The following is a 13,103-nucleotide window of genomic DNA, read 5'->3' on the forward strand; positions in this document are numbered from 1 at the left end:
CGGGGAGGAACAGTGCAGCCCTTCAGTCTGATCCGCGCCGAGGACCGGGCGCTGCTGCCCCGCACGGCCGAGGACGCCTACCCGGTCGGCGCCCTCCAGGCGGACCTGTTCCTCCGCAGCGCGGACGCGGCCGGCGACCTGTTCATGCTGCACATGAACACCGCGTACGACCACGGTGCTCTCCATACGGCAGTTGAACACGCTGTGGCCCGTCACGACATCCTGCGCACCTCCTTTCACTTCGCCGGCTATTCCCGGCCGCTCCAGCTGGTGCACCGCTCGGCCGGGGTCCGGACGGCCGTGACGGACCTGCGCCCGTACTCCCGTGCCGAACAGCAGGATTACCTCGACGTATGGCGGGAACAGGAGCTCGGTACTCCTTACGACTGGACGGACCCGCCGCTCATGCGGATCTCCGTACACGTCCTCGGCGACCATGAATTCCTGTTCTGCCCCGCCTTCCACGAGGCCTTGCTGGACAGCTGGAGCGAGTCGTCACTGATCACCGAAATCCTCGCCGACTACTGGGCCGGGCAGGGCGGTTCGCCGCGCAGCCGCCCCGCACCCCGTCCCGCGCGTCGATTCGCCGAGTGCATCGCACGGGAAGAGGCGGCGCTGTCCGACCCGGCGGTCACGGAATTCTGGTCGACCGAACTTGCGGGCGCGGAACCGATGTTCCTTCCCGTCGCGGACCGCGGTCTGTCGGACGGATGCCAGACCTGCGACACGGACACCGCGACGGCGGGATTCCTCGGCGCCGACCTCGACCCCGCGGTGTGCGCGGAGCTGGCCGCCCTCGCGCGTCACCACCGCACCGGGCTCCGGCAGGTGCTGCTCGCCGTCCACGCCCGGGTGCTGGCCTCGCTCATCGGGCGCGAGGAGGTCGTGCTGGCGGTGGAGTCCGACGGCCGCTCCGAGGACGGGGGCGAAGGCACCGACGTCATCGGCGTCCGTCTGGACGTGCTGTTCTACCGGCTGCGCACGGCCGACGCGGACTGGAGCGGACTGATCCGCGCCGTGCTCGACAAGGAGCACGAACTGCGGACGGTGGGGCACTGCCCGTACCCGGAGGTGCAACGCCTGGCGGGCCCGCGGGAACCGACCGACATCGCCTTCGCCTGGTCGCAGTTCCGCAGCTTCGAGGAACTGCTGGCGGCGACGGACGTCGAGTCGCTGGACGCCAAGGCGCACCTGCGCACGGGCGTCACCCTGCGCGTGTCCTTCACGGAGGACTGTTTCACCGGTCTGCTGTCGCTGGACCTCGAAGCCGACCTGCGCAAGGTGGGCGAGGAACAGCTGTGCGCCATCGGTGAGATGTACCGCAACGCCGTCGCCGCGCTCGTCGCGGACGCGCGCGGCGTGGCTGCCCGGGGCGACGTGCTGGGGGAGCGGTAGGGCTCCGTCCTGTAAGGGGCGCGGGGCTGTTGACATTTGTGGCTCCGCCGCGTGGGCGCGATCGGCCACGATGTGCCTGCAGTCGAGGTTCTCGGGGCTTCGCCCCGGCCCCCTGGATTGTGCTTCGGCTGCGGGTCGGTGGGGGCTTGTCGCGCAGTTCCCCGCGCCCCTTACGGGGCGCCGGGTGGCCGAAACCGGCGGGCCGTAACGTGTCGTTAACGTAGCGTGGCCTGGTCGTACTTGACCGTAGTCGACCGACAACGATTGACTTCTGCTCGCTTTGGCCCCGCAGCGCTGTGACCTCGGAGACCCCGTGACCTCTGATGTGACCCCCGAACCGCTCACCCCGCTCGACCTCGCCTTCTGGAACATCGAGTCCGCCGGCCACCCCCTGCACATGGGCGGGCTCTTCGTCTTCGACGCCGACGGCCCGGACGCCGCCCGGCGCGCCGCCGGGCTGCTCGCCGCCCGCGCCGCCCGCATACCCGGGCTCGACACCCGCATCCGCCCCGTGTGGCTCCCCGTCGGCGCCGCCGCCCGGCATGTCGCCCCCGACTTCGACCCGTCGGACCACGTCCATCTCGCCGAGCCCGTGCGGGACTTCCACACGGCCGCCGGGATCCTGATGCAGCAGCCCCTGGAACGGGGCCGGCCGCCGTGGGCCGCGCACGTGCTGCCCGGAGCGGACGGCACGTCCTTCGCCGTCCTGTTCACGTTCCACCACGCCCACGCGGACGGCATGCGCGCTGCGTCGTACGTCCTCTCGCTCCTGGACCCCGTCGCCGTCGCCGGGGCACCCGCTCCGGCCGGTGCGCCGCGGCAGCGCCGGCAGGACTCCGGCCTGCGCCTGCCCGACCTGAGCACGCTGTCCGGCCTGGTGCGCGGTGCCGTCACCGACGCCGGACGGGGCCTGTCCATCGCCTCCGCCATGGCCCTCGCCGCCCGCTTCGTGCCCGCCGCGCCGGCCCTCACCTCCCGCGCCAGCGGCGCCCGCCGTGCCGACGGCGCCGTCGTCGACCTGCGCGACGTGAACCGCGTGCGCGAGACCGCCGGCGGCACCGTCAACGACGTCCTGCTCGCCGTGGTCGCGGGCGGCCTGCGGCGCTGGCTCGACAAGCGCGGCGACGGCAGCGGAGGCGTACGCCCCCGCGCGCTCGTCCCCGTGTCGCTGCGCGACCCGAGCGACCCGAGTGCCTCGGGCAACCGGCTCTCCGGCTACCTGGCCCGCCTCCCCGTCGACGAGTCCGAGCCCCTCGACCGCCTGCGCGCGGTGCGCGAGGACATGGCACGCAACAAGAAAGCGGGACCCGCCAGCGGCCCGGGCGCCGTCGCGCTGCTCGCCGACTTCATCCCGTCCCTCGGCCACCGCTTCGGCGGCGGCCTGATCGCCCGCTCGGGCCGCCTGTTCTACGACCTGCTCGTCTCCAGCGTCCCGCTGCGCGGCGCCCAGGGCCTCACGCTCGCGGACAGCCCCGTCCGCGAGGCCTACCCGCTCGCCCCGCTCGCGCCCGGGCAGTCCCTCGCCGTGGGCATCACCACGTACGAGGACCGCGTCTGCTACGGGCTGCTCGCCGACGCCGTCGCCGTGCCCGACCTGGACCTGCTCGCCCGGTCGATCACGGAGGAGGCCGCCGAACTGGTCGCCGCCTGCGGCACCTAGAGCCTGTCCGGCGGATCTTCGTGCCCCGTAGGGGCGCGGGGCTGTTTCTCCCCCAGCGGCTCCGCCGCGTGGGCGCGACCAGGCGCCCCGTAAGGGGCGCGGGGAACTGCGCGACCAGCCCCCACCGGCCTGCAGCCGACGCACCACCCCGGGGGCCCGGGGCGTGGCCCCGGGAACGTCGGCTGCGGGCGCGTCAGCCCGCGCGCGCCGCCGACGCCCGCGCGCGGCGGACCTCGGTGCCGAGCTCGTCGAGCGTGTCGACCGGGCACGACTGCCGCAGCCTGGGGAAGAGGACGTGCTCCTCGTGGGAGATGTGCTGGGAGATCTCCCGCTCCAGCGCGCGGACGCGGCCGTCGAAGCCCGGCTCGTACACCCGGCTGGACTCCAGGTCCCGGACCATGTCCGTCAGGTGCGTCTGGTCGGTGATCTCCTGCTCGGCCGTCTCCCGTCCCTGCGGCAGGAATTCGCGCACGGCCGGGTACAGGTACTGCTGCTCGGCTGCCGAGTGCCACATCAGCTGTGCGGTCACGTCGTCCAGCAGGGTCTCGCGCGCGGTGTCCTCGAGGCGGGTCCGGTGGAACTGGTCGAAGAGCCCCTCGAGCGCGCGGTGGTCGGTCTCGAGTTCCTTGATGACGTCGCTGTCGCGTGCCATGACACCATCCCTGGGTAGAGCTTTCCCTTTCCACGGTGCCACGGGGGAGCGGGCTTCGCCTGTGACGACGGAGGGTGCTCAGGCGGTGAGCAGTCCGTACACGTGCAGGGCACCGGAGAAGGTGCCCAGGTACACCTTGCCGTTGGCGATCGTGGGTGCGGCGAACTTCGCGTACGAGCCGACGTCGTCGCGGGCCGGGTGCATCTTGCTGTTCCACAGCTCCTGGGTGAGGTCGGTGGCCCGGTAGACCCGCAGGACGCCTTCGACGACGGCGTTGTTCGCGTCCGCCCGCCACGGATGCGAGGCCCACAGCAGCCCCGTGGCGGGGTCGGTGCCGTGCGCCGAGAGCGAGAGGATGCCCCCGGGCATGCCGGGCGCACCGCCCGGGACGCCGGCCGGACCGGTGGTGGTGCTCGTCGAGACGGCGGCGGTCTCCAGCCGGCCCCCGGCGAACCGGTACGCCCGCAGGAACGCGTTCTCCGGCCACACGTAGACCCACGGCCCGCCCGGGAAGTTCCAGTGGACGGCGCCGCCGTGGATGTGATGGGTCTGCGCATCGGGCGGCACGACGGAGAAGCTCTGGACGATCTGGCTGTCCGATCCGGCGTGGAAATGTCCCATCGCCCGGGTGTCCAGCAGATAGAACTTGCTCTCCTTGCCCCCGCTGAGCAGCAGGCGCGTCCCCGGGATCAGCAGTGGTCCCGCCGAACCCAGGTCGGCGTCCGCGGCGTTGAGCGCGGCGTTGTTGAACGGCGAGAACCAGTCGGCCAGGGCGAGCCCGGGGGTGAGTTTGACGATGCTGTCGCCCAGGTCCGAACCGTCCGGCCGGAAGCCGCCGTTGCCCGTCGCGGCGTACAGGAAGCCGTCGTCGTCGACGGCCGGGCCCTGGCCCGCCTGCCAGATGCCGCCGAGCCCGGTGTCCGGGGTGGTGACGTACACCCCGGTCTGCTGCAGCGTCCCGGCGTCGAAGCCGAACACCCAGCCGTGGTACGGGCTGCGGTCCCCGTAGGACGCGAACGCGGCATAGATCCGGCCGTTCGCCAGGGCCAGCGCCGCACGCTGCAGCTGCCGGTGGCTGGTGAAGGCGATCCGTCCCCCGGTGCTCCCGTCGCCGCCGCCCGGCACCGTGGCGGCGATCCGCACCGGACCGCCGAGCATCTCCTGGCCGCTGCCGAGGTCGAGGGCGTGCAGCGAATGGTGGTACCCCTGACCGTCCTTGGTGAAGGCGACGGCGTAGAGCACGCTGCGGCCGAGGTCGATGACCGGCGTGCTGACGATGCCGACCTCGACGGCGATGTCCCGGTAGCCGCCCGGGCCGATCTGCGGATCGGGCAGCGGGGCCGACGGGCCGAGCGAGGCGTGCCACAGGGGTGCGGCGGCACCCGGGTCGTCCGCGTCGAAGGCGTACACGCTGTTGTGCATCGTGGCTGCGTAGACCACGTTGCGCCGCCCGTGGCCCGGCACGGCGACGTCGGAGACGTACAGCGGCTGGGCGTAGAGGTGGCCGTCGACGGCACGGCTGAACAGCTTGCCGAAGTGGTCGGGGCCGACGGTCGCGGGGGAGAGCGCGACCTCCAGCAACTGGGCGCCGGTGCGCCGGTTGTCGTTGTGCTGCGTCGTGACCGACACCGGGCCGAACGCCACCTGCACCGGCGGCCCGAATTCGGTGACGACGGACGCGATCCGCTGCCGGGCAGTCACCGTGTCGCCCAGGTCGAGGGCGGCGCCCGACAGTTCGACGGGGACGGTGCTGCCCACGGCGTGCGCGGTGCCCCGCCAGCGGCCGTTGACGTACACGTCCGTGTCCGCGCCGGGCACGAGACCGCCGACGACCGGCCGCAGGCACGCGCCGAGCGGGGTGCGCACCTGCGGCGGCCGTACGTCCCCCAGCGGCCGGACCGGGACGGGGAGGGAACGGGCGCTCGCCAGGCCGCAGTACACCTGCAGCGCCACGATGCGGTCGCCGGCGGCGAGCAGCGGGGCCACCGGGACCGAGGCCTGCGGCGTGTGCACGTACCGGCAGCCGATCGGGGCGTCGAGGGCGGTGGAGAAGACCAGCACCAGTGCCCCCGGATGCACGTTGCGCACCCGGACGCACGCCGCGCAGGCGGTCAGCGGAGCCACGACCACGGGTGCGGGCAGCGCCGGGGGAGGTGCGCCGACCGGTACGGGCGCGGACTCGGCCGTGTGGCCGCCCAGTTGCTGGTGCACGGTGATGCGGCTGCCGCGGGGCAGGGGCGGTACGTCCAGGTCGGCAGCGGGCCGGAAGGCCTGCGCGGTGCCGAGTGCGGTGCCGTCGGCCAGGACGGTGAGGAGGGCGCCGGGGACAAGTCCCGTCAGATGCAGGGACGTTGCGCCCGCGCACAGCGGTCCGGTGACCGCCGGGGCGGGCAGACGGGAGGCCGGGACGACGCGCACGGGCGGTGATGCGCAGCTCGCCGTGCCGCAGGCGGGGAACTCCTGGAGCACGGAGACCCGTTCGCCCTCGGTCGGCGCGGGCACGCGGAACGTGAGAGTGGCGAGGTCGAAACAGGCCTGCTCGCCCGGGGTGTTGTCGCGCAGCAGCGTGACCCGGGCACCCTCGCACACCCCGCTCACCGTCACCCCCGGCTGCCCGGCCAGCAGCGGCCCCGGCAGCACCGGGGGCGGCAGCGGCCGGGGCGGGGCGTCGGGCAGCGGGCTCGGCGTGGGCGCTCCCGGAGTGCCGCACGCAGACTGCCGGGCGACCAGGGCCCGGCCGGCGGCGACCGGGCCGAGCAGCGCGATGCGGGCCGTGCCGTCCGGCGCGGGCGCACTGCCCAGCACGAGCGGGCCCTGCTGCACGGTCACCGCGGCACCGGGCACCGCCCCGTCGACCCGCAGGCACTGCCCGCACGCGTACACATGGCTGCCGAAGTGCAACGGGCCGACGGTCTCGGGCCGCTTCTGGACGACGACGGGCTGTACGGACGCGGGGCTGGTGCGGCCGTCACGGGTCTGGGTCGCGGTGATCCGGTCACCGGGCCGCAGCGCGACCCCGGGGCCCAGCGGGAACGTCTGGTCGGGCCAGGCCGCCACGCCGCCTCCGACCGGCACCCCGGAAGAGACCACCGGCGAGCCGTTGACGCGCAGGGTCACCCGGGCGCCGACGCGTTGGTGGCGGACCCTGACACAGGCGCTGCACTCCGACAGCGGGCCGAGCACGGTGGGCGGCAGCAGGGACATGGTCGGGCCTCCGGGAGCCTGCGGGGCGGGGCGTACGGTGCGTGGGGCGGCGGGAGTTCAGCGCGCAGGGGGCGACCGGCGGGGGACGGGTTCGGCCGGCCGCTCTCCGGCCTCCCGGACGATCTCCGTCACCAGGGCGTGGTGCGGCGAGAGACGGCACACCGGGTCGGTCGCCGCGGCGTCGCCCGTCAGCTGGAACGCCTGGCAGCGGCAGCCGCCGTGGTCGACCTCCCGGCGCGGGCAGCCGCGGCACGGCTCGGACATCCAGTCCGTCCCGCGGAAGCGGTTGAAGGCGGGAGAGCGGAACCAGATCTCGTCCAACGAGGATTGACGGACCGTCAGGATCCCGAGGCCGGGTATCTGCGCCGCGGCCGGACAGGGCAGCACCTGCCCGTCGGGGGCCACGGTGAGCTGGCGCGCACCCCAGCCCTGCATACAGGGCTTGGGCAGGTCGTCGTGGAGGTCGGCCGGCACGTACACGATCTCCGGACGCCCGTCGCCCAGGCGGCGGCGCGCCGCCCGCACGGCGGCCTCGGCGGCGTCGGCCTGCTCGCGGGTGGGCAGCAGGGCACGGCGGTTGAGCAGGGCCCAGCCGTAGTACTGGGCGTTGGCCAGCTCCAGCCGGTCGGCCTGCAGGCGCTCGGCCAGTGCGACGAGCGCCTCGACGCTGCCGATGTTGGCGCGGTGCAGCACGGCGTTGACGGTCAGCGGCAGCCCCGCCCGCACGACCAGCGCCGCGGCCGCCAGCTTGCGCGCATGCACCGGGCGGCCCGCGATCGCGTCGGCCTCCGCCGCGTATGCGTCCTGCACGCTGAGCTGGACGTGGTCCAGGCCCGCCGCCGTCAGCGCGGCCAGCCGGGCGGCGGACAGGGCGTGGCCGCCGGTGATGAGGTTCGTGTAGAGGCCGAGGCGGTGCGCGTGCGCGACGATCGCCGGGAGGTCGCGGCGCACCAGGGGCTCGCCGCCGGACAGATGCACCTGCAGCACGCCCAGCGCCCGGGCCTCGTCGAGCACCCGGCACCACTCCGCGAGCGCGAGCTCCCCGGTGTACGCGCCCGGGGCCACGGGGTTGGAACAGTAGGCGCAGCGCAGCGGGCAGCGGTACGTCAGCTCGGCGAGGAGTCCGAGGGGCCTGCCGTCCTGCGGGGCGGCGGCGCTCATCGGCCTGCGCCGGTCGGACTGTCGGTCTCGATCAGGCGCCGCCGGGCCAGCTGGAGGACGAAGCGCTCGACGTCCTCGGCGTCCACGGCCGCGTACCTGCGCGACAGTGCCGCCGCGATGCCGTCGACGTCGGCGGTGCCGTCGCAGAGCGCGAGCACGGCCACGCCGGTCTCGTTGAGCAGCAGGACGCCCTCGGGGTGCAGCAGAACGCCCGTGTCCCGCACGGTGTCATGGCCGAGCCTGACTCCCCTGCACAGCCGCCAGCGGACCCCGCCCCCGCCCGCCACGCGTCACCCCGTCCGGCCCGCGTGGTCGACGGCGTCGAGCATGCTCCACAGCACGTCGCACTTGAAGGCCAGGGCCGCCAGCGCCGCGTCCTGCTGCTCGCGGGTCGTGCAGGACGCCACGACCACCGCGAGGGCGTGCTGCGCGTCGGAGGCGGCGGTCTGCGGGCGCGTGGCGTGGTAGCCGTGCCCGGAGGGGGCGATCCACGGGTAGTGGGTGCGCAGCGCGGTGAGCCGCTGCCGCATCAGCCCCGGCGAGAACAGCTCGGTGAGCGAGGCGGCGACGGCCTCGGTCCACGGGCGGGTGCGGGCGAAGTGCACATAGGCGTCGGTGGCGAAGCGCACGCCCGGCAGGACGTGCCGCTCGTCGAGCACCTCGGCCCGGTCCAGGCCGGTCGCCTCGGCCAGGGCGAGCCAGCCGGCCAGCCCGCCGCGGCCCTCGGCCGTCCCGTCCTGGAAGGAGATCCGCTGGACCCAGCGGCGACGGACGTCCGGCTCCGGGCAGTTGGCGACGACGGCCGCGTCCTTCTGCGGGAGCCACTTCTGGTAGTACCAGCGGTTGGCGGCCCACCGCTGCAACTCCCCGCGGTCCAGGGTGCCTTCGTGCAGCCGGAGGTGGAACGGGTGCTTGTGCCAGTACCGGTCGGAGTGTGCGTGCAGCGCCGCGGTGAACTCCCCGGAACCGAGCGCGGCGGCGCCCGTCACCGGCGGCCGGCGTATGCGGTGACCTCGTGCGCGAGTTCGACGTCGGTGCAGACCGGAGGGAACCAGGCGGGCAGCGGGGCGGCGTCGGCCGGTGCCGTGTCCGGCGCGGGCCGGTCCTTTGTCAGGGCGTATGTCATGGCGTATCCCCCTTCGTCACCCGTCCGTGTTCCAGAGTCGGCGCACCGGGACACCGCCGCAATCACTGGAACGGGTGACGTGGGGGCGGGCGGCGCGGGAGCCGGTCAATAACGACACCATGAACCACCCCGCACACCCCCCGGCCCCCCGCCGGGGACTCTGGCTGCACTGGCTCGCCTCCGGCCTCGCCCTCTGGGTCCTCGCCCTCGTCGTCACGTACGCCACCCAGAACACCAACCTGCTGCCCACGCTGATCCTCCTGGGCAGCTTCCTCGTCCCCGGCTGCTTCGCCCTGTGGGCCTACGAACGGCACGGGCAGGCGCTCGGCATCGACCTGCTGCTCGGCTGCTTCTTCGTCGGCGGCGTCCTCGGCGTGCTGGGCGCCTCCGTCCTGGAGTACTACCTGCTGTACCCCTCGGTCTCGCTGTTCCTCGGGGTGGGCCTGATCGAGGAGGCGGTCAAGGCCTGCGCCCTGATCCTGCTGCTGCGCCGCCACCGCGAGGTGCGCGGGCTGCGCGCCGGACTGGTGCTCGGCGCGGCGGTCGGCTTCGGGTTCGCCGCCCTGGAGAGCGCGGGCTACGCCTTCAACGCGCTGCTCACCGTCCGGGGGCTCTCGCTGCGCGGCCTGGTCGAGACGGAGATCCTGCGGGGATTGCTGGCGCCCTTCGGCCACGGCCTGTGGACCGCGATCCTGGGCGGCGTCCTGCTCGCCCACCGCGGCCCGGACGGCCGCTTCCGCTTCCCGCCGCCGGTGGTCCTCACCTACCTCGGGGTGTCCGTCCTGCACGCCCTGTGGGACGCGATGAACGGCATCGCCGTCTGGCTGGTGTACGCCCTGACGGCCAGCGGCGGCCAGCGCGAGCTGTTCGCGCTCGGCTACATCCCCCGCCCCACGGGCGAGCAGAAGCACCTCTACACGCTGTTCTCCGACGGCGGGCTCGTGGTCGTCGCCCTCGTCGGGGTGGCCTGGCTGCTGACACTGGCCCGGGGCCGCGGGGGCGAGGGTGCCCCGTAAGGGGCGCGGGGCTGTGACTCCCCCAGCTACCTCCCCCAGCTACCGCTGGGGGTGCCCCCAGGGGGTGCCCCCAGGAGGTGCCCCCAGCGGCTCCGCCGCGTGGGAGCGCAGTCCCGCGCCCCTTACGGGGCACCACGCGTGACGAAGATCCGCCGGACAGGCCACCGGTGTCGCAATCGCCGTGCCGGGTGCACGCTGGATATGTCACGCAGGAGGTGGACGCCATGCAGACGATCGTTGGATGGCACGTCGAGCTCGAGTTCGAAGAAGTCGACAAGAAGACGCGCGCGGCGTGCATGCTCAGGCTCCCGGACGGGACCGAGATGAAGGCGCGCGGCCACGCCACGCGGCACCCGGACGACCCGGAACAGCTGCGGGTCGGCGAGGAGGTCGCCGCGGCGCGGGCCCTGAACGCGCTCTCCCGCGAGCTCATGCAGAAGGCCGGCCACGACATCGAGGAGGTCACCCACGTCCAGGCCCACCCGACGATGTGAGCCGGGGCACCCGGCACAGCGCATCGCGGGCGGCCGTGACGCCCGTTCGCGCACGTCCCGCTCGTGCCGTGCCCCGGGTGCGGGCGGTGGGCGGCGGCGGTAGCGTGCCTCCTGGCCCTGAAGATCCGGACGGACGCCAGGAGCACGGTCATGCTCAAGGGATTCAAGAACTTCGTGATGCGCGGTGACATCGTCACCGTCGCGGTGGGACTGATCATCGCGCTGGCCTTCAGCACGCTGATCAAGGCGTTCACCGACTTCGTGATCAACCCGATCATCGCGAGCCTGCAGGGCGGCCGTTCGATGGGGCTGGGCTGGCAGCTCGGGCACCGGGGGAACAAGGCGACCTATCTGGACCTGGGGTCGTTCATCTCGGCCCTGATCTACTTCCTCATCTTCATGGCGGTCGTCTACTTCTTCATCGTCGTGCCCTACAAGCACGTGCAGGCCCGGCGCGGCGTGGTCGTCTTCGGGGAGCCGGGGCCGCTCAAGACCTGCCCGGCCTGCCTGTCCGAGGACCTGCCCGCGGCCGCGACCAAGTGCCGCCACTGCTGCGCCGACCAGCCCCCGGCGGCCGCCGCGCCGCGCCCGTCCTGAGGACGGCCCGCCCCGCGCATCTGCGACTTCCGTCTATTCACGACGCGACTTTCGGTGAACTCCACGGGCGGCCCCGGCTGCCTATGGTGCGGGGGTGGATGCGACATCGTGGGCCCGTGGCCTGTGGCGGCGGGTGACCGATCCGGTGGACTGGCCCCGCAGACGGCTCCTGTGGGAGTGCCTGCTGGCCGCCGTGCTCGCCCTGCTCGTGGGCTGGGGCGAGCTGGCGGGCGGGCACGGCCTGCTGAGGTCCGCGGGGGCCGCTGTCGGCGTGGCGGTGCTCTCGCTCGTGCGGCGCGGCCTGCCCGTGACCACGCTCGTCGCGGTCTCCGTACTGTCGGCGGTGACGGATGCGGCCGAGCTGGTCCTGCCGCTGGCCGCCTGGTCCGCCGGGCGCAGGATCGACGGCGTGCTGAAGGCGCTGGGTGCGTTCGGCACCTCCCTCGTGCTCTACGTGGGGCTCTCGTTGTGGACCCAGCAGCGGTCGGCGCCTTTCCTGCTCGTGCTGGGCACGCTCTTCTTCCTGGTGTTCGCCGTGGTCCCGGGGCTGGCCAGCCGCTACTGGACGCAGCGGCGCACCCTGCTGCAGACCCTGCAGGAGCGCAACGCCCACCTGCTGCGCGAGCGCCAGATGATCGCCGGGCAGGCGCGGATGCGCGAGCGGCAGCGCATCGCCCAGGACATGCACGACAGCCTCGGTCATCAACTGGCCCTGATCGCCGTGCAGACGGGCGCGCTGGAAGTGGACCGCGAGTTGACGGGCCGTCAGCGAGAGGCGGTGGCCGTGCTGCGCCAGGCCTCGGTGGCCGCGATGCACGAGCTGCGCGAGGTGGTGGGCATCCTCAAGGACGGCACGCTCGGCGAGGATTCCGGGGCGGAGCCGCCGGCCCGGGTGGTGGCGGGCATCGGCGGGCTCGTCGATTCGGCGGTCGCGGCCGGGATGCGGGTGACGCTGGAGCGCTCGGGGGAGGCGCGGCCGCTGGCCCCGGCCGTGGACCACGCGGGCTACCGCATCGTGCAGGAGGGACTCACCAACGCGTACAAGCACGCCCCGGGCACCCCGATCACCGTCGCCGTGCGCTTCGAGCCGGATTCGCTGGTCGTCGAGGTGGCCAACGGTCCCGCCGGGCCGGACGGTCCGGTCCGGTCCGAGGAGGCGGTCAGCGGCGGACAGGGGCTGACGGGGCTGCGGGAGCGGGCCCGGCTGGTCGGCGGCATCATCTTTGCGGGGCCGGTGGAGGGCGGGTTCCGGCTCGCGGGCATGCTGCCCTACGGCTCGGGGGAGGCGCGGGCGACCTTCGTCGATACGGAGGACGACCTTCGGCAGCAGCCCGCGTGGGGGACTCCCGGCGAGGGTGGTCCGGTCATCGACCGACTGGATCCCCGCGAGGAGTTCAAGGACATCATGAGTACGCGGAAGAGCAACGGCTGTGTGATCGGCTGCGGAATCGCCCTGTTGATCCTGGTGGGGCTGGCGGCGCTGGCCTTCCTGGCGCTGGGGAAGACGATAGAAGAGACCGACAAGGCGATGCTGGACCGCAGTGTCTACGACTCGGTCAAGGTGGGCGAGCCCGAGCAACGGGTGCGGGACAGGCTGCCGTCGGGGAAGTCCGTCTTCACTGCCGACCTCAAGGACAAGGGCCCGGCGCAGCCGGCCGGCGCGAGCTGTCTGTCCCTGCTGTCCTCGGAGGGCTCGAAGGGGACCGAGGACACCGTTTTCCGCTTTTGCTTCAAGGACGGGAAACTGATCGAGAAGCGCGAGTTCGACGTCCAGAATTAGTTGAAAATTCTCTTAGCG

The 13,103-nt window shown here is 73.4% G+C and carries 12 protein-coding genes; 6 read left to right on the forward strand and 6 right to left on the reverse strand.

Annotation, left to right across the window (positions count from 1 at the left end; translation table 11 throughout):
- Positions 1–12: 12 nt before the first annotated feature.
- Entirely contained in the window at positions 13–1,395 is a 1,383-nt protein-coding gene (locus tag ACMATS_RS33740; protein ID WP_414170075.1) for a condensation domain-containing protein, read from the forward strand.
- A 325-nt stretch (positions 1,396–1,720) separates the two neighbouring features.
- Positions 1,721–3,055, forward strand: coding sequence for a wax ester/triacylglycerol synthase family O-acyltransferase (locus ACMATS_RS33745; RefSeq protein WP_414170849.1), 1,335 nt, complete (start codon positions 1,721–1,723; stop codon positions 3,053–3,055).
- A gap of 193 nt (positions 3,056–3,248) precedes the next feature.
- Here the strand turns inward: ACMATS_RS33745 and ACMATS_RS33750 are convergent, their stop codons facing one another.
- From ACMATS_RS33750 to ACMATS_RS33775, 6 genes are all read right to left on the reverse strand, one after another.
- Entirely contained in the window at positions 3,249–3,707 is a 459-nt protein-coding gene (locus tag ACMATS_RS33750) for a hemerythrin domain-containing protein (RefSeq protein ID WP_414170076.1), read from the reverse strand.
- Positions 3,708–3,785: 78 nt separating this feature from the next.
- Positions 3,786–6,911 (reverse strand): hypothetical protein, encoded by a 3,126-nt coding sequence (locus ACMATS_RS33755; RefSeq protein ID WP_414170077.1) that lies wholly within the window; start codon positions 6,909–6,911, stop codon positions 3,786–3,788.
- Positions 6,912–6,968: 57 nt separating this feature from the next.
- The gene (pqqE, locus tag ACMATS_RS33760) at positions 6,969–8,072 is read right to left on the reverse strand and encodes a pyrroloquinoline quinone biosynthesis protein PqqE (protein ID WP_414170078.1); all 1,104 of its coding nucleotides are present in this window, start codon (positions 8,070–8,072) and stop codon (positions 6,969–6,971) included.
- A complete protein-coding gene (pqqD, locus tag ACMATS_RS33765; protein WP_414170079.1) occupies positions 8,069–8,359 on the reverse strand; it encodes a pyrroloquinoline quinone biosynthesis peptide chaperone PqqD in 291 nt (96 codons plus the stop codon). Before pqqD ends, pqqE begins: the two co-directional genes overlap by 4 nt.
- Positions 8,360–8,362: 3 nt before the next feature.
- Complete coding sequence (gene pqqC, locus ACMATS_RS33770; protein ID WP_390775582.1) at positions 8,363–9,061, reverse strand: pyrroloquinoline-quinone synthase PqqC; 699 nt, start codon at positions 9,059–9,061, stop codon at positions 8,363–8,365.
- Complete coding sequence (locus tag ACMATS_RS33775; protein ID WP_390775581.1) at positions 9,058–9,198, reverse strand: hypothetical protein; 141 nt, start codon at positions 9,196–9,198, stop codon at positions 9,058–9,060. Before ACMATS_RS33775 ends, pqqC begins: the two co-directional genes overlap by 4 nt.
- Positions 9,199–9,317: 119 nt before the next feature.
- Between ACMATS_RS33775 and ACMATS_RS33780 the strand changes: the two genes are divergently transcribed.
- The 4 genes from ACMATS_RS33780 to ACMATS_RS33795 all read left to right on the forward strand — a co-directional run bounded on the left by ACMATS_RS33780 (position 9,318) and on the right by ACMATS_RS33795 (position 13,085).
- Positions 9,318–10,214, forward strand: a complete 897-nt coding sequence (locus ACMATS_RS33780; protein ID WP_414170080.1) for a PrsW family intramembrane metalloprotease — start codon at positions 9,318–9,320, stop codon at positions 10,212–10,214.
- Positions 10,215–10,438: 224 nt separating this feature from the next.
- Complete coding sequence (locus ACMATS_RS33785) at positions 10,439–10,708, forward strand: DUF1876 domain-containing protein (protein ID WP_390775579.1); 270 nt, start codon at positions 10,439–10,441, stop codon at positions 10,706–10,708.
- Between the two features lie 150 nt (positions 10,709–10,858).
- A complete protein-coding gene (locus ACMATS_RS33790) occupies positions 10,859–11,305 on the forward strand; it encodes an MscL family protein (protein ID WP_390775578.1) in 447 nt (148 codons plus the stop codon).
- 94 nt (positions 11,306–11,399) lie between these two features.
- A complete protein-coding gene (locus ACMATS_RS33795; protein WP_414170081.1) occupies positions 11,400–13,085 on the forward strand; it encodes a sensor histidine kinase in 1,686 nt (561 codons plus the stop codon).
- The last annotated feature ends 18 nt before the right edge of the window (positions 13,086–13,103 follow it).

Origin of the sequence: Streptoverticillium reticulum (genome assembly GCF_047456005.1) — a bacterium.
Taxonomy (GTDB): domain Bacteria; phylum Actinomycetota; class Actinomycetes; order Streptomycetales; family Streptomycetaceae; genus Streptomyces; species Streptomyces reticulum.